The 19556-nt window shown below is 65.2% G+C and carries 24 protein-coding genes; all 24 read left to right on the top strand.

What is annotated here, in order from left to right; translation table 11 throughout:
• Positions 1 to 55: 55 nt before the first annotated feature.
• The 24 genes from ACVNHC_RS22845 to ACVNHC_RS22730 all read left to right on the top strand — a co-directional run bounded on the left by ACVNHC_RS22845 (position 56) and on the right by ACVNHC_RS22730 (position 19521).
• Positions 56 to 322, top strand: a complete 267-nt coding sequence (locus ACVNHC_RS22845; RefSeq protein ID WP_122521011.1) for a DUF6117 family protein — start codon at positions 56 to 58, stop codon at positions 320 to 322.
• Positions 319 to 615, top strand: coding sequence for a hypothetical protein (locus tag ACVNHC_RS22840; RefSeq protein ID WP_122521010.1), 297 nt, complete (start codon positions 319 to 321; stop codon positions 613 to 615). The genes ACVNHC_RS22845 and ACVNHC_RS22840 overlap by 4 nt, the downstream gene beginning before the upstream one ends.
• 422 nt (positions 616 to 1037) lie before the next feature.
• Positions 1038 to 1202 carry a hypothetical protein gene (locus tag ACVNHC_RS22835; protein ID WP_122521009.1) on the top strand — a complete coding sequence of 55 codons (165 nt, stop codon included), beginning with the start codon at positions 1038 to 1040 and terminating at the stop codon, positions 1200 to 1202.
• A 174-nt stretch (positions 1203 to 1376) separates the two neighbouring features.
• Positions 1377 to 1745, top strand: a complete 369-nt coding sequence (locus tag ACVNHC_RS22830) for a thermonuclease family protein (protein ID WP_122521008.1) — start codon at positions 1377 to 1379, stop codon at positions 1743 to 1745.
• A 131-nt stretch (positions 1746 to 1876) separates the two neighbouring features.
• Positions 1877 to 2434: a hypothetical protein gene (locus tag ACVNHC_RS22825; RefSeq protein ID WP_374628867.1), complete on the top strand. Its 558-nt coding sequence runs from the start codon at positions 1877 to 1879 to the stop codon at positions 2432 to 2434.
• Between the two features lie 68 nt (positions 2435 to 2502).
• Entirely contained in the window at positions 2503 to 2919 is a 417-nt protein-coding gene (locus ACVNHC_RS22820; RefSeq protein ID WP_122521005.1) for a hypothetical protein, read from the top strand.
• Positions 2912 to 3556: an antitoxin of toxin-antitoxin stability system gene (locus tag ACVNHC_RS22815; RefSeq protein ID WP_122521004.1), complete on the top strand. Its 645-nt coding sequence runs from the start codon at positions 2912 to 2914 to the stop codon at positions 3554 to 3556. Before ACVNHC_RS22820 ends, ACVNHC_RS22815 begins: the two co-directional genes overlap by 8 nt.
• 158 nt (positions 3557 to 3714) lie before the next feature.
• Entirely contained in the window at positions 3715 to 8064 is a 4350-nt protein-coding gene (locus ACVNHC_RS22810) for a strawberry notch-like NTP hydrolase domain-containing protein (protein ID WP_122521003.1), read from the top strand.
• Positions 8064 to 9107 (top strand): DUF7146 domain-containing protein, encoded by a 1044-nt coding sequence (locus tag ACVNHC_RS22805; protein WP_122521001.1) that lies wholly within the window; start codon positions 8064 to 8066, stop codon positions 9105 to 9107. The genes ACVNHC_RS22810 and ACVNHC_RS22805 overlap by 1 nt, the downstream gene beginning before the upstream one ends.
• A gap of 331 nt (positions 9108 to 9438) precedes the next feature.
• Positions 9439 to 10374 carry a DUF2493 domain-containing protein gene (locus tag ACVNHC_RS22800; RefSeq protein WP_122520999.1) on the top strand — a complete coding sequence of 312 codons (936 nt, stop codon included), beginning with the start codon at positions 9439 to 9441 and terminating at the stop codon, positions 10372 to 10374.
• A gap of 140 nt (positions 10375 to 10514) precedes the next feature.
• Entirely contained in the window at positions 10515 to 10931 is a 417-nt protein-coding gene (locus ACVNHC_RS22795) for a hypothetical protein (RefSeq protein WP_122520997.1), read from the top strand.
• 721 nt (positions 10932 to 11652) lie between these two features.
• Complete coding sequence (locus tag ACVNHC_RS22790) at positions 11653 to 12054, top strand: single-stranded DNA-binding protein (protein WP_122520995.1); 402 nt, start codon at positions 11653 to 11655, stop codon at positions 12052 to 12054.
• Positions 12055 to 12531: 477 nt separating this feature from the next.
• Positions 12532 to 12906: a hypothetical protein gene (locus tag ACVNHC_RS22785; RefSeq protein ID WP_457169659.1), complete on the top strand. Its 375-nt coding sequence runs from the start codon at positions 12532 to 12534 to the stop codon at positions 12904 to 12906.
• 417 nt (positions 12907 to 13323) lie between these two features.
• Positions 13324 to 13572 (top strand): helix-turn-helix domain-containing protein, encoded by a 249-nt coding sequence (locus ACVNHC_RS22780; RefSeq protein WP_037092223.1) that lies wholly within the window; start codon positions 13324 to 13326, stop codon positions 13570 to 13572.
• A gap of 96 nt (positions 13573 to 13668) precedes the next feature.
• Entirely contained in the window at positions 13669 to 13950 is a 282-nt protein-coding gene (locus ACVNHC_RS22775) for a DNA -binding domain-containing protein (RefSeq protein WP_037092222.1), read from the top strand.
• A 104-nt stretch (positions 13951 to 14054) separates the two neighbouring features.
• The gene (locus ACVNHC_RS22770) at positions 14055 to 14279 is read left to right on the top strand and encodes a transcriptional regulator domain-containing protein (protein ID WP_122521536.1); all 225 of its coding nucleotides are present in this window, start codon (positions 14055 to 14057) and stop codon (positions 14277 to 14279) included.
• A 64-nt stretch (positions 14280 to 14343) separates the two neighbouring features.
• Complete coding sequence (locus ACVNHC_RS22765) at positions 14344 to 14826, top strand: DUF2285 domain-containing protein (protein ID WP_247648031.1); 483 nt, start codon at positions 14344 to 14346, stop codon at positions 14824 to 14826.
• Positions 14827 to 14966: 140 nt separating this feature from the next.
• Positions 14967 to 15251 carry a helix-turn-helix transcriptional regulator gene (locus ACVNHC_RS22760; protein ID WP_122520989.1) on the top strand — a complete coding sequence of 95 codons (285 nt, stop codon included), beginning with the start codon at positions 14967 to 14969 and terminating at the stop codon, positions 15249 to 15251.
• Positions 15252 to 15269: 18 nt separating this feature from the next.
• A complete protein-coding gene (locus ACVNHC_RS22755) occupies positions 15270 to 16355 on the top strand; it encodes a replication initiator protein A (protein WP_122520987.1) in 1086 nt (361 codons plus the stop codon).
• 497 nt (positions 16356 to 16852) lie between these two features.
• Complete coding sequence (gene parA / locus ACVNHC_RS22750) at positions 16853 to 17506, top strand: ParA family partition ATPase (protein WP_122520985.1); 654 nt, start codon at positions 16853 to 16855, stop codon at positions 17504 to 17506.
• Complete coding sequence (locus ACVNHC_RS22745) at positions 17503 to 18246, top strand: DNA-methyltransferase (protein WP_122520983.1); 744 nt, start codon at positions 17503 to 17505, stop codon at positions 18244 to 18246. The genes parA and ACVNHC_RS22745 overlap by 4 nt, the downstream gene beginning before the upstream one ends.
• On the top strand, positions 18243 to 18497 hold the full coding sequence (locus ACVNHC_RS22740; RefSeq protein WP_122520981.1) for a hypothetical protein: 255 nt from the start codon (positions 18243 to 18245) through the stop codon (positions 18495 to 18497). Before ACVNHC_RS22745 ends, ACVNHC_RS22740 begins: the two co-directional genes overlap by 4 nt.
• Complete coding sequence (locus ACVNHC_RS22735) at positions 18494 to 18979, top strand: DUF2840 domain-containing protein (RefSeq protein ID WP_122520979.1); 486 nt, start codon at positions 18494 to 18496, stop codon at positions 18977 to 18979. Before ACVNHC_RS22740 ends, ACVNHC_RS22735 begins: the two co-directional genes overlap by 4 nt.
• Positions 18976 to 19521, top strand: a complete 546-nt coding sequence (locus ACVNHC_RS22730; protein WP_122520977.1) for a S26 family signal peptidase — start codon at positions 18976 to 18978, stop codon at positions 19519 to 19521. The genes ACVNHC_RS22735 and ACVNHC_RS22730 overlap by 4 nt, the downstream gene beginning before the upstream one ends.
• Positions 19522 to 19556 lie beyond the last annotated feature (35 nt).

Genomic DNA, 19556 nt, shown 5'->3' with positions numbered 1-19556 from the left:
TCCACATGGCCCGCTGTCTTTCGATAGCGGGCCTTTTTCGTATCCGGAGAACATCATGGCCATTCCCGATCCCGTCCGAACGAATTTCAACACCCTGCTGCGCGCCGCCGGTGACGGAAATCTGGCGCTCATGGAATGCCTCGACGCCGCAACCCGCGAGATTCGCTATGTCTTGTGCGCTGTCGGCTACGACCGCGGCGATTACGTCTTCACGCCGTTCGGTCATCTCGCCGACGGCAATCCCTATGACGCCTATCTGCCGCCGGACCCTGACGATCCTGCCGGCTTCGTCGAGATCGCCGGAGACGGAGACGCATCATGATGACGGTCGATGAAATCCTCGCCGACGACCGCCGCAATTCTTCCTCGGAACGCTCACTTCCGCGGGAAGAAACACGCGGCGGCATCACCGTCGTTGTTCAGCCGAAGCCGCATTGGGCTGAGGACATGCGCGTCTTCCTGCTCGATACCCGCGAATATTGCCGCTATGCCGACTGGACCGCAGATGGCGGCCGCGCGCGGTTTTATGGTCATATCGACACCTCCGGCGACGGCGTGATGATGAAGGCCCGCGCCATGATCGCCCGTGAAATCGCCGATAGTTTCTGGGACTGACCGGCCCTGAAAGCTGCGCCTGGGCACCGGGCCGTGGAGTATCGCTGGTCAGGCAGCGATGAATCGAGGTCCAGCTTCACCATTGCAACGTCTCCTTGTCGGTGCCGGAGGAACGGCTCCGTCCCCGGCCTGAAGCACATCCTGGAAATCGGCCCGGCAACGAGGCTTGCGCGGCGAGGCATCTGCGACGGATTTCCGGCGCCTGTCAGAGGCAAAGCACCACCCCCGCTTCCATTCGCGAACCTTGGTCCAGCCGTCTCTTTGTCAATCAACCCGTGAAGGGTCGGCTTACGCAAGCGTGCCGCCCTCGGGGATTCGGGACGAGCCCGAACGCCCGAGGGTGATTGCAGATCCGGCCGGACACTTCGGGCGCCTGTCGCGCGGGGGATGGTCCCCCGCTCCAAAAACAGGAGCCGGAACCCATGTCCTATGCAGATGCCACCGCCTTCGCCGCCAGCCTCGCCACCACGCTGATGGTCCCGATCGTCGTGCTCCAGGCCGGGGACGGCACCCATACCGCCATGCCGGCCGACGAATTCGACGGTGACGAGGACATGGTGAAGCTGGAACTCGATCCATGGAGCTGAGGCGCGAAAGCGCCTCACCCCACGGCCCGGTGCCCAGGCCCAGCCGGGCCTTCTCCCGTCAATCACCGCCGATTGCCGCTTGCGTACCAATCTGCATTGCGATCTCGACCCGCATCGGGAAAGAACCGTGGCAATCACTCAGATTTCGCGCCTTCAAGATGAAAGCCGTTCGCCATGCTCAGCCATATCGTCATCTCCGTCATGCTCTGCACGGCATCCTGCGAACCCGCGGAAGTCCGGGTCTGGGACGGCGACTCGATCCGGCTGGGTGCGGGCCATCAATCCGAATCCGTCCGGATCTTCAACATCGACGCCCCCGAGATCGAGGGCCGCTGCGCTTATGAATCCAACCTTGCCCGGCAAGCCAAGATCAGGCTGGCAGAAATCCTGCAAGGCCGGCGGGTCGAAATCCTGCGCCAGGGCACCGACCGCTATGGCCGGACGCTGGCAGCGATCCGCGTCGGAGGTCATGATGTCGGTGATGTTCTCGTCAGCGAGGGTCTGGCGAGAACCTGGGCAGGGCGGCGCGACCCCTGGTGCTGAGCGTCGGATCAGTCCGGCGCAAGCGGGAACGATCCTCCATCGCAAAGGGAGAGTGAGAGTGCGGGCCGGCTGGCCGTGACGGGTTGGAAGGCGGGAGAGAGGCTTCCGCCGCCCGTCGCGGAGTATTTCCCATGTCCCTATCCCGCCAAAACGCTTTCGCCCCAATCGGCGAGATCGTCGCGCAGCAGGTGTTGCCCCGGCTGCGTCCCGCCCAGAAGCTGCCGCTGCGCATCTCCTGCATCGGTATCGCCAGCTACGACGAAAGCGATCACGTCGACAGCTTCGACCGCACACTCGTCATCGGCCAGGGCCTTTCCCCCCAAGAGGCCATGACAATCGCCAGCCAGCGCGTCGCGCGCGGCGATTTCCGCATCAGCCCGGACGATGCGCCGCGCTTCCGCCCGCGCGTCATGGTCATTCAGGACCGCGAACTTGGCCTGGTCCTCGCCGGCGAGGTCCGGTCCGGGATCGTCACCTGGCAGCAACCCGTCGCTTCCAACGCCGAGGCCCGCCGCGTCGTCACCGAGGCCAGCCGTCTGCGCGGCATGGCCTTCACGGCATCCGGGCGCGGCGACGCGGCGACCGCCCGCGATCTGCGTTACCGCGCCAGTCTCCTCGAGGCGCGACTGGTTGACCCCTTCTGGCGCGAGACCGCCGCCGAGCTTCTGCGGCTGCCACAGGCCGCCTGATCTCTCGCCCTGCTTCCTACCCATACCGCCCGGCCTCGCGCCGGGCTTTGTCGTTTCAGGAGCCTGACATGGCCAACTACTACACGCATTTCTCCTGCCTGCTCGATGTAGGCACTCCCGAAAATGCTGCCCGAGCGCTCGACCTCTACAATGCCTTGTCCGAGGAAAACGCCGCGGAAGACCCTCCGTCCGAGGGTTTCCTGCTCTCGATCCAGCCCGAGCATGGTGGCACCCAGCTCTGGATGCGCGATGACGAAACCGGCGATCCCGAACATGTCATCCAGTTCGTCAAGCGCTGCGCCGCCGAGTTCGGCCTCACCGGATTATGGGGTTTCCAATACGCAACCACCTGTTCGCAGGCGCGGGTGAACGCCTTCGGCGGCGGCGCGCACGCCCTTGATCTCGCCACGGGCGAGACCGTGGACTGGATCTACAGCGACAGTTGGCTGGAGATCGTTCTGGACGGAGGCGACCCCTATGCCTGACGTTATCGAAACCACCGTCTATCGGCTCGACGAGCTTTCCGACGCCGCGAAGGACAACGCCCGTGTCTGGTATCGCGAAGGCGGCTTCGGCTACGACTGGTATGATGCCGTCTATGAGGATTTCCTGCGGATTGGAGACATTCTCGGCCTGCGATTGAAATTGCGTCCGCTGCGCCTCAAGGGCGGCGGCAGCCAGCAACAGCCGTGCATCTGGTTCCGCGGCTTTTGGAACCAGGGCGATGGCGCCTGTTTTGAGGCTTGGTATTCCTACCAGAAGGACGCGCCGCGCCGGATGAGGGAATACGCGCCACAGGACATCGAGCTGCACAGGATTGCCGACGTGCTCCAGTCCGTCCAGCGGCGCAATTTCTACCAGCTTCGCGCCGAGGTCAGCCACCGCGGCCACTACTATCACGAATACTCCATGGCGATTTCCGTCACCCGCGACAGTCCGACCTGGCGGGACATGACCGCCGATGCGGAGGATATCGTGAGCGAGACGCTGCGGGACCTGGCACGATGGCTCTATCGCCAGCTTGAGCGCGAATACGACTACCTGACCTCGGACGAGGCGGTGGACGCGGCCATCACCGCCAACGAATACACATTCACCGAAGCCGGACGCCGTTTTGGCTAATCCTCACAAGCGCCCCGCCTGACGGCCGGGCGCTTGTTTCATGTCTGCTATCGTTTCGGACTGAGAGGCAGAGGTGGGCCGGAAGGGGTTTGAGCCGGTGCGGTCGAGAGAGAGCGCCGCTTAGGCTCGATCCTGTCCCGCTCTCCCGAGGAATCCCGATGAACATGATTTCTGCATCCGCGGCGGCATCCGCCACCGCGCCGCTTCCGTTCGACCAAGACGCTGAGACCGCAGCCAGCATCTTCACCGCTGCCGGGCTGTTGCTGCCGCATCTGGAGCGCGGTCAGCGCGTCGATGCCGCCACCCTGCGCGGTGCGATGGAAGCTGCCTTCGGCGCTTCCGATGCCACCGGCGCATGGAACTGGAAGACCGCCTATGATGCCTGTGAGGCGGCGACCGTCCTCTTCCTGCGCAAATACGGCAATGCGCTTTTCCGCAAAGCCGGTTCTCCTAACGCGATCCTGCTCCAGTTCGGCAAGATTGCGGGGCTTCTGCCGACGCATACGCGCCGGTCGGAGGAAGCCCAGATCTTCCAGCAGTTCTCGACCCCGATCCCGCTCGGCTTCGCGGCGGTGACGGCGGCGGCGATCACGCCCGCCGACCGGGTGCTGGAGCCCTCGGCCGGCACCGGGCTCCTCGCCATCCTGGCCGAGATCGCCGGCGGCTCGCTCCTGCTTAACGAATTGGCCGAAGCCCGCGCCGGCCTGCTTTCCTCCCTCTTTCCGGCCCTTTCCGTCAGCCGGCTTGATGCCGCCCAGATCGACGATCATCTCGATCCGGGCCTGATCCCGACGGTGGTGCTGATGAACCCTCCGTTCTCGGTCATGGCCAATGTCGAGGGCCGCATGGCCGATGCCGCCTTCCGCCATGTCGCCTCGGCGCTGGCGCGCCTTGCGCCCGGCGGGCGGCTCGTGACCATTACCGGGGCGAGCTTCGCGCCTGACGATGCGGCCTGGACGACCTCCTGGACCCGGCTGCAGGAACGCGGCCGCGTGGTCTTCTCCGCCGCCATCGACGGTTCGGTCTATGCCAAGCATGGCACCACCATCGACACGCGGCTGACCGTCATCGACAAGCTGCCCGCCGAAGATACGTCATTGTTTCCGGCAGCGCTCGGTGTCGCGCCGGACGTGGCCACGCTGATCGGCTGGCTGGCCGAACAGCTTCCGACCCGGTTGCCGGTCGATCCTGACGTCACCGTGCCGGCCGCACAACCTGCCGCGCCCCGCACCGTGCGCGGCTATGTCAACCGGGCCGCGAAGGCCGCGCCTGCCGCGCCTCTGGCCGAGCCGGAGGCCGTTCCGCTCGCCTATGAAACCGTGGATTGGGAACCGGCGGAGGGCGACCGTCTCTCCGACGCGATCTATGAGGAATATGGTCTCCAGACGATCCGCATCGCCGGGGCGCAGGCGCATCCGACCCAGCTCGTGCAATCGGCCTCGATGGCGAGCATCGCGCCGCCGAAGCCGAGCTACCGGCCGACGCTGCCGAAAGACATCCTCGGCAAGTTGTCCGAGGCGCAGTTGGAGACCGTGATCTATGCCGGCGAGGCCCATGCGGGCTTCCTCGCCGGGGCCTGGACGGTCGATGACACGCTCGACACCCTGTCGGCCGCGCCGGAGGACGCCAAGGGCGCCATCCGCTTCCGGCAGGGCTTCATGATCGGCGACGGCACCGGCGTCGGCAAGGGCCGGGAATCGGCCGCCATCATCCTCGACAACTGGATGCAGGGAAGGCGCAAGGCGGTCTGGATCTCGAAGTCGGACAAGCTGCTGGAGGATGCGCAGCGCGACTGGTCGGCCCTCGGCATGGAGCGGCTGCTGGTCACGCCGCTGTCGCGCTTCCCGCAAGGCAAGCCCATCACGCTGAACGAAGGCATCCTATTTTTAACCTATGCCACGCTGCGCTCCGACGACCGCGGAGAAAGGGTTTCGCGCGTCAAGCAGATCGTCGAATGGTTGGGCTCCGACTTTGATGGAGTGGTGGTTTTCGACGAGGCGCACGCGATGCAGAACGCCGCTGGCGGCAAGGGAGAACGTGGTGATGTCGCCGCCTCGCAGCAGGGCCGTGCCGGGCTGCGCATCCAGCACGCGCTTCCCCATGCCCGCGTGGTCTATGTCTCGGCCACAGGCGCCACCACCGTCCACAATCTCGCCTATGCGCAGCGGCTCGGCCTCTGGGGCGGCGAGGATTTCCCCTTCTCGAGCAGGGCGGAGTTCGTTGAAGCGATCGAGGCCGGTGGCGTCGCGGCGATGGAGGTGCTGGCCCGCGACCTGCGGGCGCTCGGCCTCTACACCGCCCGATCCCTGTCGTTCAAAGGCGTCGAATACGAGTTGCTCGACCATGAGTTGACCCCGGAGCAGGTCCGCATCTACGACAGCTATGCCGATGCCTTCGCCATCATCCATAACAATCTCGATGCCGCGATGCAGGCCGCCAATATCACCGGCGGCGATGGCGGTTCGGGCACGCTGAACCGGCAGGCCAAATCCGCCGCGCGCTCGGCCTTCGAGAGCGCCAAGCAGAGGTTCTTCGGGCACCTGTTGACCTCGATGAAGACGCCGACCCTGCTTCGCTCGATCACCGCCGATCTGGAAGCGGGACATTCTTCCGTCATCCAGATCGTCTCGACCGGCGAGGCGCTGATGGAGCGGCGTCTGGCGGAGATCCCCACCGAGGAATGGGGCGACCTGAAAATGGACCTGTCGCCGCGCGAGTATGTCCTGGACTACCTCGCCCATTCCTTCCCGGTGCAGCTCTACGAGCCCTATACTGACAGCGAGGGCAATCTGTCCTCGCGCCCGGTCTATCGCGACGGCCAGCCGGTCGAGAGCCGCGAGGCCGTGGCGCGGCGCGACGACATGATCGCCAGCCTCGCCAGCCTGCCGCCGGTCCCCGGCGCGCTCGACCAGATCATCCAGCATTTCGGTGCCGACACGGTGGCCGAGGTGACGGGCCGCTCACGCCGTATCGTCCGCAAGCGCGGTGTAACTATCGACCGCCTCGTGGTGGAGAACCGTGCAGGTTCGGCCAACCTGGCCGAGACGCAGGCCTTCATGGACGATGCCAAGCGCGTGCTGGTGTTCAGCGATGCCGGTGGCACCGGGCGTAGCTACCACGCCGAACTCTCGGCAAAGAACACCCGCCTGCGCGTCCATTATCTCCTCGAAGCCGGGTGGAAGGCCGACGCCGCCATTCAGGGTCTCGGCCGCACACACCGCACCAACCAGGCGCAGCCGCCGCTGTTCCGGCCGATCTCCACGAACGTCAAAGCCGAGAAACGCTTCCTTTCGACCATTGCCCGCCGCCTCGACACGCTGGGCGCGATCACGCGCGGCCAGCGCCAGACCGGCGGCCAGGGCCTGTTCCGGCCCGAGGACAATCTGGAGAGCCACTACGCACGCGACGCGCTACGCCAGCTCTATCTCCTTCTGGTGCGTGGCAAGGTCGAGGGCTGCTCGTTGGAGCGGTTCGAGGCTGCCACCGGCCTGAAGCTGATGGACTCGAACGGCATCAAGGATGATCTGCCCGCGATTACCACCTTCCTCAACCGGCTTCTGGCGCTGACCATTGAGCTTCAGGGCGTCCTCTTCACCGCCTTCGAGCAACTGCTGACCGCGCGGATAGAAGGTGCCATCGCCTCGGGCACCTATGACGCCGGGCTGGAAACGCTGCGCGCCGAGAGCTTCATCGTCACCGACCGGCAGGTGATCTACACCCATCCTCGCACCGGGGCGGAAACCAGCCTGCTGACCATCACCGAGCGCAGGCGCAACCGGCCGGTGACGTTCGACGCCGCCTTGGCCGAACTCGATGATCCGCGTGCGAAGCTGCTGGTCAACGAGCGCTCGGGCCGCGCGGCGGTGCAGATACCCACCACCAGCGTCATGCTGGACGATGGCGAGATCGAGCGCCGCGTCCGGCTGATCCGGCCGATGGAGGCCCACAATATCCCGGTCAGGATGATGGGCGAGACCCATTGGGTCGAGGCTGACCTCGATACCTTCGCCGCGGTCTGGAATACCGAGGTTGCAGAGGTGCCGGAGTTTGCAGACAGCACCCTGCATATGGTGACGGGCCTGCTGCTGCCGATCTGGAAGCGGCTGCCGAACGACTCCACCCGCGTTTATCGCCTCCAGACCGATGCGGGTGAGCGCATCATCGGCCGCAAGGTCTCCCCGGCCTGGGCGGCAAACGCGACCACGACCGGCATTGCATCGGTCACGCCGGAAGATGCCTTCGCGGCGCTGATCGAAGGCCGGACGATCCTCGATCTCGCCGAGGGCCTCCAGCTTCGCCGGGTCCGCGTCATGGGCGCGAACCGGATCGAACTGTCGGGCTTCACCGACACGATGCGCGACCGGCTTCGGGCCTATGGCCTCTTCCACGAGATCATCTCGTGGAAGCTGCGCATGTTCGTGCCGGTCGATGCCAACGGCCCCACCGTGCTGGCCAAGCTGCTCGACCGCTGGCCCGCCCTGCGCATCGGCGAGCGGGAGGCAGCCTGATGCCGCGTCACGACGCCTCTGAACTGGCGATCCGCCTTGGCCGGGAGGCCGAGGCGGTTTGCCGCCACTACCTGTCGTCCGGCCAGCATGCCGGGCGGTACTGGCTGGTCGGTGACGTGCAGAACACGCCAGGACGCTCGATGTTCGTCCGTCTTACCGGCCCTGCCTCCGGCAAGGGCGCGGCGGGGAAATGGACCGATATGGCCACGGGTGAGCATGGCGATCTGCTCGACGTCATCCGCGAAGCACTTGGCCTGGTCGACTTCAGGGACGTGGCCGAGGAAGCGCGCCGTTTCCTCGCCCTCCCGCATCCTGAACCTGAAAAGACGAGGACGCCGACCGGCAGGACATCCAGCCCGGCACTCGGTTCGCCCGAAGCGTCGCGGCGGCTCTTCGCCATGGCGCAGCCGATCCGCGGCACGCTTGTGGAAATCTACCTCAGCGGGCGGGCGATCACCTCCCTCTCGGGCACCGCCGCGCTACGCTACCATCCGCGGTGCTATTACAGGTCTGAGGCGCATTCGCCCACCGAGATCCGGCCGGCGATGGTCGCCGCCGTCACCGATCTCGCCGGCCATCAGACCGGCGTGCATCGCACCTGGCTCGCCCCGGACGGTTCCGGCAAGGCGGATGTCGAGACACCGAGGCGGGCGATGGGCGACCTTCTCGGCCACGCCGTCCGCTTCGGCACTGCCGCTGAGGTTCTCGCCGCCGGCGAGGGCATTGAGACCGTGCTGTCGCCCCGTCAGGTTCTGCCTCGCATGCCGATGCTGGCGGCGCTTTCGGCCGCTCACCTCGCTGCCATCCTGTTCCCGCCGTCCCTGCGTCGGCTCTATGTCTTGCGGGATCGCGACCCGGCCGGGGAGGGCGCAAGAGACAGTCTGGTCGCCAGAGCAGCGAGCTTCGGGATCGAGGCGATATCGCTCACGCCGCTCAACGGCGATTTCAACGATGATCTGCGACGCCACGGCGCCGATGCCCTCCGGGCGGCCCTGAAGGATCAGCTTCATCCTGAAGACGCCTGCCGTTTTCTGGAGGGGTGACACTGTGATCGGCCCCGGAGGCACGGCCCGGCTCAGCCCCTACCGGTTTCGTTCTTTCGCCATCGCCAAGTGCATCCTTCGTCGGAGAGTCCCGCGCCCACGGCCTTCGGAGAGGGCGATCGGCGCACAAACGGGACGGGCAGGCAATGGCCGGGTGCGGCTAATTTCCGCCGGCGGCTGCGCCGCCTTTGCATCGCGAAAGGCAAATTAGCCGCACCCGGCCATCAAGGCCCTCGCGGAGCGGGCGAGGGCTGCCAACCCGTCCCGCCCGTGCGCTTCGACGCCTGCGAAGGCCGCGATGGGCGCGGTCTCCAGACAAAGGACGCTCCCGATGACGAACGAAACCTATTCCGCAGGCAACGAGCCGGTCCACACCGCCTCCCAGACCGACCACGCCCTCACCGAACTCCAGCTCTACGGCTGGCGTCCGTTCCAGGACGAACCTGATCCCAGGCCGCTGCCCGAGGGCAATACCGTCGCCACCGCCGTCACCGACATCTTCGACGCCCTTGTCGCGACGCTCGGCGACACCCGCCTCGAACCCGATCTCGAAGAACTGCTCTGGGGGACCGTCAATCTCTTCCACCGCGCCACCAGCCGGGTCGAACGCGATCTCGACGACAACGAGCAGGCGCAGCGCCGGATGCAGAGGGAACAAGACGGCAGCGAGGTCAAGAGCGTCGAACTCGAACGCCTCACGGCCGAGGGGCAGACCCTCATCGAACGGCGCAACAGCATGGAACTCTTCCGCGACCTCGCCGCCGAGGCTTTCGAGCACCACACCGGCAGCGCCTGGCGACCGCGCACCGGCTCGATGGTCAACCATCGCAACTTGACCGCCGCGATGATCGACAGCCGCGACTTTCTTGCCGCGAAACGCCGGGCCGAGACCGAGGTGATGCTGCCCGCCGGCCCGAAGGTGGCCGTGACCGGCGGCGCCGACTTCAACGACCATCACATGATCTGGGCGAAGCTCGATCAGGTCCATGCCAAGCACGCGGACATGGTATTGCTGCACGGCGGCACCCCGAAAGGCGCGGAACTGATTGCCTCCCGCTGGGCAGATCACCGCAAGGTGCCGCAGGTCGCCTTCCGGCCCGACTGGACGAAGCACGGCAAGGCCGCGCCCTTCAAGCGCAACGATGCCATGCTGGACGTCCTGCCGGTCGGTGTCCTGGTCTTCCCCGGCACCGGGATTCAGGAGAACTTCGCGGACAAGGCTCGCAAGCTCGGCATCCCGGTCATGAAGTTCGACGGCGGCGCGTAAGCGCCGCCGAACCTTGACAGAAGGAGAGGCGGGGCCTTTGATGGAGCATCCTTGAAGAACCGGCGAAGCAGAATAGTCGCAGGCGGAGCGTATCTCCCGGCAGCCTGTCGTGATCCTCAACTGGTCATCTGGAGGTTTCCATGACGCTGATCCTGCTCGCCATCTCGCTCACTATCACGGCTTGCGTGATTGCCTTCAATCTCGCGATCTATGCCTTGCCCGTCATGGCCGCCATTACCGCCGCGCAATATGCCTGGGGCGCGGGAGCGGGCGTCGTGATGTCCGGCCTCAGTGCTGCTGGCGCCGCCCTGCTGTCGATCGCACTGGTGATCGCGGTTCTTGGCTTCGCCAAAAACCCGGTCCTGCGCCTCATCGCGCTCGCTCTCTTCGCGGTGCCCGCCGTTATCGCGGGCTATGCTCTTGTCTATGGCATCACGAAGAACGCCATCGACTCGGCCCTTGTCCTCAATCTGCTCGGCGGCATTGGCGGCCTTGCCATCGGCGTCTCGGCCGTCGTCAATCTGAACGCCCTCGGCGAGTCGGTGTTCTCGCGCTGAAACGGCGGTAGTGATCTTCCGCTTCCAAGGGGAAAACCCGGCAGCCTGCGCCGCCGGGCTCCGGCTTCCGCCTCGAATGTTGAGCGGTCATGTCATCGCTGTCCTCACCGCCATCATTCTCGGTCTGCTTCGCGAGCGGCCTGGAAATCGGTCATCGGCATGAATCCCATAGCCGTAGCGGTCAACCCCGGCAGCATCGGCGCTTCGTTCCGGGAGTTCAGCCACGAACACCTTCATTGCCGCTTCTCGCAATGCAGCGGGACCGGGCCTTCCGCTGTCGAAGCCGGGGCAATGCAATGCCGCGCCTGGAAACCCGATAGCTGCTTCGTTCTCATCCCGGACGACATAGCCTTCCTGCGGCGAGCGCGAGCGCGGCCGGGAAAGAGAAGGCGGGTGGGCCGGTGTTGTGCCCCATGGTCCGGGTCTCGGGGGCCTGTCTGTTCGCTGTCGTCGGCAAGGACGATGGTTCTGCTGTGCGTCCCCGTGTTTGTGCTTTCAGAGGCACCAATCCCTCCGCCTGACTGATCCCCTAAGTCCGTTCGGTTTCCTCCAGCAACCCCCGCGGCTCCCAGCCGTGTTGCCGCGCAAGCGCGGCTGCCCGCCCCACCTGGGGCCTTAGGGGCAAGCTGCCGAAAGGTCGGCAGTTGCGGGAGTCTCCCGACGGCCTTGGCCGGGTCTCGTCGGAGGGATGGTCCCTCCGAGGAGCAACGGAGACTTGAAAATGCAGAACATCGTCATCCTCGCCGGCAACATCGGTCAGACCCCCGAAACCCGCACCACCCAGGGCGGCACCGGCATCACCCACTTCACCCTGGCCACCTCGCGCCCTCGCTACTCGGAAGGCCGCGTCGTCCGCGACGAGAACGGCTATCGGGTCCAGGACACGGAATGGCACCGCATCACCTGCTTCAACGGCCTCGGCAAGACGGTCCAGCAGCATTGCGACAAGGGCATGAAGGTTCTGGTTCGCGGCCGCATCCACTACACGAAGTGGACCGATGCGGCAGGGGTTGACCGCTACGGTTGCGAGATCATCGCCGAGACGGTCGATTTTCTGAGCCGGGCCAAGCAGACTGAAAACGACGACGGCAAGTTCATCGACGATGATGACATACCGTTCTGAGCGGAAGCCCGGAGCCCGGCGGCGCAAGCCGCCGGGTTTTCCATGTTCGCACTATATCGCGCCCGTTGCTTTGCTGTGCCGAACGAACGATGCCAGCCGGATCGATCGGCCGCCATCGCTTGATGAAAGGGGGCGAGCCGCCCTCTCAAACTCTCCCCATGAAGGAAGGGCAAAGCCCCTCCTTCAAACATCCTCCCATGGAAAGGGGTGTAACACCCCCTTCCAAACCATCCCCATTCCAATATTGACGCGGCCCCTGGTCGGGGCCGCGCGCTCTTCTCTCACTGACTTCGGATCATGCACCAGCTACTCCGGCGTCAAGGACTTCGCGGTGCCCCCTATTTTCAGTCGCCGCCCATCGGGCGTCGTCAGAAAATCGGCACCCCCGCTCGCCGCCGCTGGCGGTCGCTACGCGATCCCTGACTCCTCGCAGCTACGGTGCCCGACCCTCTCGTCAGCGAGAGAAAGGAGCATGACATGAATAATTACAAGCACATCAGCATCGACGGTGGCAGCGCGGCCTACTGGCGCGAGCGCAAGCATGCCTTCGGGCTCATCCGCGAGGCCGAATTGGCGGCGGAGGAACTGGCCGAGGCGCCGATGTATCTGCACGGCGGCTACGACGAGGACGGCGATGTGATCCCCATCGAGAACCTCGCCCCCCACGACGAGATGGAGGACGCGATCCGGGCCATCGAGGCCGACCCGACCGCGGTGAGCATCCTCGTCGCGCAAGGCCGCACGCATATCGGCGGGCACAATATCGGGGCGGTGATCCAGGGCCTGGAACCCGACTGGGGAGGCATCGAGCATCCGGCGAGCAATCCGCTCTGGGGACCGGATACCGACTGAACCTGCGACGAGAGGCGGCGAAAGCCGCCTCGCGTCTTTGCTTCGTCGTCAGGAGCACTGCCGGCCGGATCGACCGGCCACCAGGGCTGATGAAAGGGGACAAGCCACCCCTCTCAAACTCTCCCCATGAAGGACGGGGCAAGCCCCCTCCTTCAAACATCCTCCCCAATGGAGGGGAAACCCCTCCATTGAACCCTCCCATGAGGAAGGGAGACGGTTCCCTCCTCCCTTCCCCAAGCCCCATCCCTCTCCCTGGAGGCCGCCCACTCGGCGACCGAATCAGATGCGACCCTCACGCTGTAACATCCTGTGAGCGATGGCTGTTTCACGCGTATTTCGGGTGGAATCCAACCAGAAAACGACTATTATAGTCGTAGTTCTGGAGCGAGTGCAGCAGTGAGTGGGAGGTGATCATGTATGATCACCGCCCGCCAATCACGGGCCGCACGCGCGTTGCTGGGGTGGACACAGGAGACGCTCGCTGACAAGGCCCAGGTCGCATTGACCGCGCTCAAACGCCTCGAATCCCAAAGCGGACTCGAGGTGTTCGAATCGACGCGCGATCAGGTGCGCCGCGCACTCGAAGCCGCCGGAATCGTTCTCCTGTCGACGGACAAGGGCGAAGGGGTGTTGCTCCTGCACGACAGGATCGATGCCCAAAGGTAGCGTCGCGGCTTGGGCGTTGACCTGCTCTCGTCAAAAAGAATGGCTATCTCTCACCAGAGATGGTTAACAAACACGTTACCTGATCGTGAGCGAGTGATGGGACGCGCGACGCAGACATTTCTTGATGAACCACCGTCCAGCCACACGCTGACGTCCTATGATCGCGAGCATATGAAGCTCTACATGCGGTTGCTCGATGCCGAGCGCGACGGGGCCGACTGGCGCGAGGCGGTGCGAATCCTCTTCGATCTCGATCCCGATCTCGACCCCCAGCGCTGCCGCTTCGTTCATGACGCTCATCTCGCACGCGCGCATTGGATGACCGAACGCGGCTACCGCGAACTGGTCCGCGAAAGCCAGCAGCGACCTTCATCGTGATGCGCTGGACGCATTACCTGTTGATTCTGACCTGACTTGCTCAATTCAACCCGAGCGGGAATCGTGAATCCCCAACTTTCTCGACCTTGACGTGGGAGATCGCGATGACACCCGACGCATCTACCTGGCGTTCCTCGGCGGAATACGAGCATCTGGATGCGTTGACGGCATCCGATCTGGCCTGGGAATGGCTCCGCCGCAACGATGCCTACGACGCCGATTTTGAAGCCTCAGTTGCAGGCCATGGAGATCCCGAACCGCTGACCGAACGAATCCGGCAGCGGTGGGGGCTGCGATTTCCCGGTCGACCCCCAGACCCCGCCTCCTGATGCCCCCGTCTTCTGGCTTCCGCGGGAGGACACCAGCATTATCCTGCTGGCGGAAGCCCCTGCATTGCTTGCCGATATTATCGGACACGTTCTGCCGATCCGGCGTCCTCATTTGCGGGCAGACGATTCCGATGCCGATTTCCGATTTGCTCTTGGAAACGGACAATACCTTCAGGTTCTCGACCGCACCGTCAATGACGACACGATCGCCGTTGCCATCGTGCCGCTGGATCTCGATGGCCTTGACCACATCGAAGCTCTTCGCCGTTTCCTCAGTGCTCTGCATGGCCGGGCAATCCCACCGGATACGCGCCTGACACCACAGCGGCGCACACGCCAGAGACGGATGCTACGCGCCTTGGATGGACATAGGGCGGGCGCCACACAACAGGAAATCGCGCAGGTCATCCTGAAGACCGGCCCACTCGACCGTGACGAATGGCAGGCATCCTCTGCCCGCCATGTCATCAAATCGCTCTTGCGCGATGCCCGTGCCATGGTGGCGGGCGGCTATCGAAAACTCCTGCGTCATCGTCGCCCACGCTAGCGCAATCCTGCGCCCAGCATGGTGGGCGATTTCGATACCCCCCAACTTCGCCCTGCACATTGCCGGTGCTTCTTCGCCACCGTGGTCGTTGCCCGCCGCTGATCCGCAGCGGCCGTCCCGACACCACGGAGGTCCGACCCATGCCGCACGAACCCGTCGTCTTGCCGCCGCGCTTCCTGCGCACCAAGGAAGCCGCCGATTTTCTCAGCCTCTCGGCACGCACCCTCGAAAAACACCGCACCTACGGGACCGGACCCGCCTATCGCAAGCTCGGCGGCCGTGTCGTCTACGCCATCGACGATCTCGAATCGTGGGCCGATCGCGGCGCGGTGACGTCTACGTCCGATCCGCGTGGCTCCGTCCTGCCCGCCAAGCGACATACGTCCCTTCCGTCCGGCCCGCGGGCCGGACGTTATGCGCGCTGATCGCCGCCGGCTCCCTTCATGGCGGTGCGACATCGATCTCCTTCCGAGCGCGGGCAACTCGACCTGTTCAGGGCACTCCCCGGCGATTTCGCGCCACGAGACGCGCAGGATCTCATGGCCTATCCCTTTTTCTCCCTTTCCAAGACCCATCGCATTGCGCCGATTGATTTCTCGGCCGGTGATATCGCGATCCGCGTCGAAGCTGTTCCCGATCACGGCATGGCGACGATCTGGGACGCCGACATCCTGATCTGGGCGGCAAGCCAGATCGTCGAGGCGCGCGACGCCGGGCTTCGCACCTCGCGGCTGATGGTCGCCACACCTTACGAAATCCTCCGCTTCATCGGGCGCGGCACATCGGTACGCGACTATCGGCGCCTGAAGGCCGCTCTCGACCGGCTCCAGTCCACGACTGTCACCACCACGATACGCCAGCCGGCGGAAGGTCGCCGCCACCGCTTCTCCTGGATCAACGAATGGAAGGAGCGCACCGATCGCTGCGGCAAGGCCGACGGCATCGAGATGATCGTGCCGGACTGGTTCTATCAGGCGGTTCTCGACGATGCGCTCATCCTGACCATCGACCGGAGCTATTTCGGGCTGACCGGCGGGCTCGAACGCTGGCTCTACCGGATCGTTCGCAAACATGGCGGACGCCAGCGCAGAGGCTGGCGCTTCGATTTCCGTCACCTGCACCAGAAATCCGGCAGCCTGTCGCCGTTCAAGCGCTTTGCCTTCGAGTTGCGTGACATCATCCGGCGCCAGCCGCTGCCCGGCTACGCCCTGTTCCTGGAGCTTGAGATCGGCGGTCGCGCGCTGCTCGCCTTCGAGCCGATCCTGCCCTGTGGAAAACCTGTGCAAGGCGTCGTGCCATTCGGAACCCGGAGAGGCGTGCCATCGGGAACCCGGGTCGCGTGCTATAGGGAACCGAAACCAGCCCTAACATATAACACAGAAACACGAAATCGCGCCCCTAACTTAGAGTCTAACCTAGATTCTAACCCTGAAGAGCGCGCGCGCGATGTGGAAAACCTCATCCGCGACACCGCCCGAAGCCTCAGCATAGATGTCGGTTTCCCCAAAATCGTGGACGAGGGCCGATAAATGATTGAACGGCTTCTTAAATCGTGGACCCGCGTTCCTTTAATCGTTGAACGGGATTTTCCTTTAATCGTGGACTGGCTTGCCGATGAGACTTGGCTGGCTCCCAGCTTGGGCGGACTCCCAGCTTCGCCACGCTTGCAGATCAACCCGATAACGGCCTCCCCGCAAACCGGGCGACCTCCCGAAAAGGCTCGCTTCGCCGTTCCTTTTCTCCTTTCGGCTTCAAAGTCGCGCCTGCATGCAGCTGGCGCAGTCAGTCCACGATTTAAGGAGAAATTCCACGATTCAAGGGAAATCACGCCATGCTCAACAGTCCGGAAATACGCAGTTTTCGCCGTGGCCCAGTCTCGGGTTCAAGGAAAAACGACAATAGAAGCGAGGAAGAGGGCATCTGACGCCCCGACAACGGCTCGACCGGCACCTGATCAAGGTGCGGCTGCGGCCTCTGAAGTCGCCGATACACCCCACTTTCCGCTCGATCTGCCGGGAGGTCGCCGATGATCATCGCGCTTCTCAACCAGAAGGGCGGAGTCGGCAAGACGACGCTGGCGCTGCATCTCGCTGGAGAACTGGCGCGGGGCGGCAAGCGCGTCACCCTGATCGACGCCGATCCGCAAGGCTCCGCCCTCGACTGGTCGCAGCAACGCGCGCGTGAGGGCCTGCCGCGTGCCTTTGGCACAGTCGGCGTGGCGCGCGATACGCTGCACCGTGAAGCGCCCGAACTCGCCCGCGATGCTGATCATATCGTCATCGATGGGCCTCCGCGCGTCGCCGGCCCCATGCGCTCCGCGCTGCTCGCCGCCGATCTCGTGCTGATCCCGGTGCAGCCATCGCCGTTCGACGGCTGGGCCTCGGCCGAGATGCTGTCCCTCCTTGCGGAGGCACGCATCTATCGCCCGCAGATCGCCGCCCGCTTCGTGCTCAACCGTTGCGGCGCCCGCACCGTCATCGCCCGCGAGACGGCCGAGACGCTGGCGGAACACGATCCTCCTGTCCTCACCAGCACCATCGGTCAGCGCGTCATCTTCGCCGACGCCGCGCAGACCGGGCGGCTCGCCTCGGACATCGACCATCGTTCGCCTGCGGCGCGCGAAATCGCGGCGCTGGCGGCCGAGATCGTGCGCCTCGGCATCGGGAGGGTCGCGCCATGACGATCCTCACCGGCGATTGCCGCGAAGAAATGCCCTGGCACGCACCCTACGACATGATCCTCGCCGATCCTCCCTACGGCGACACCTCGCTTGCCTGGGATCGGCGCGTCGAGGGCTGGGTTGCGCTCGCGCGCGCCGCCCTCCGACCGACCGGCTCGCTCTGGGTTTTCGGCTCACTGCGCAGCTTCATGGCGACTGCCGACCGCTTCGCCGATGCCGGCTTGCGGATCGCCCAGGAGATCGTCTGGGAAAAGCAGAACGGCACCGGCTTTCATGCCGACCGCTTCAAGCGTGTGCATGAACTGGCCGTCCAGTTCTACCCGGCCGAAACGGCATGGCGGGACATCTACAACGACGTCCAGACCACGCCGGACGCGACGGCCCGCACCGTGCGGCGCAAGCAGCGTCCTCCCCATACCGGCCAGATCGACGCCGGCCACTATGTCAGCCACGACGGCGGGCCGCGCCTCATGCGCTCGGTCATCTATTTGCGCAACTGCCATGGCCGCGCCATCCACCCGACCGAGAAGCCGTCGGCTCTGCTGGAAATCCTGATCCGCACGAGCTGCCCGGAAGGCGGTCTGGTCGGTGACTGGTTCGCCGGGTCCGGCGCGGCCGGGGAAGCCTGCCGGCTTTCCGGCCGGCGCTATCTCGGCTGCGAGATAGACCCCGACATGGCCGAGCGTGCGCGGGCGCGCATCGCAACCGTGCTGCCGTTCCATGACGGAGTTTCGTCATGACGGCCCGCAACGGGAAGCGCGGCTTCGCCGCCCGTCCGGTCGATCCTGATGGCTGGATCAGGGCCGATGACACGCCGCCGAAACGCAGCGGCGATGCCGCGGTCTATTCCGCCCGCCTGACGATCGACATCACGCCCGAGCTTCGCGGACGGATCAAGATCGCCGCGATCAGGCGCGGCGGCACCGTCACCGACATGCTGCGCGAGCTGCTCGCGCGCGAATTTCCCGACACATCAGGAGAGCGCTCATGATTGGCGCCGCAGCCCATGAAGATGATCTGACCCGCGTGGAGCTGACGTGGGTGGAAAAGAAGATCGAGTACTGGATCAGGTTCGGCCACGCGACTGGTGAGCAGATTCTCGACCGCAACCGCCGCATCGTTTCCTTCCGCCCCGGCGCCGTCTTCGCATTCGTCCGCTGGGCGGCGAACGACTACGGCACCGTGATCTCGCGGGTCGACATCGTGCGAACCGTCGCGCCGGGCAATGCCTATCAGACGCTACCCTTTGTGCGTCCCGGCGGCGAAATCCTGCTGAAGGCGGAAAGCTGGCGACACGTCGAGGATGTCCTTCGCCATGTCGATGCGATCGAAATCCTCGGCGTCGATCCCGCAGACGCCGATCCGGATCACTGGCGCCATGTCGCCCACTGGATGAACGCAGGCGAGACGCCGCGTCCCTACACGACAGAGCGCCATCAGGCGTGGCTCCGGCGCCGGGAGATCGCACGATGACGCGCGCCCGCCATGTCATTGCGACGGCGGCGGCTGTGTTCGCCGTCATCATCGCCAGCGGCATTGAGACAACGCCCCGGCTGGTCTGGAACGCATCGGCCAGCGTGCCGGTCGGGTTCTACACCATCGCGCCGGCAGACCGGCTTGATGTGCTCGATCTGGTCGCCGTGATGCCGCCCGAACCGTTCGCCTCCTTCATGGTCGAACGCGGCTATGTCGGCCGTGACGTGCCAATCCTGAAGCACGTCGTCGGTCTGCCGGGTCAGCGGGTGTGCCGCGACGGCCGCGCCATCACGGTCGACAACCTTCCACTCGGCGCCGCCCGCGATCGCGACAGCCGGGGCCGCGACCTGCCGGTCTGGCGGGGCTGCCGCGTGATCGCCGACGGCGAACTCTTCCTCATGAATCTTGAAGCCGCCGACAGTCTCGACGGCCGCTACTTCGGCCCGCTCCCTGCCGCGGCGGTGATCGGCCGGGCCACTCCGCTTTTCACCGACGAGGACGGCGATGGCCGCTTCGTCTGGCGCGCGCCGGTGCGGTGACGGCGCGCCCATAGTGGGGCGTGCGAACGGCCCGC

Source organism: Pannonibacter sp. Q-1 (genome assembly GCF_054073275.1).
The sequence above is the reverse complement of the archived record's forward strand: the minus strand, read 5'-3'. Positions and strand labels throughout refer to the sequence as shown.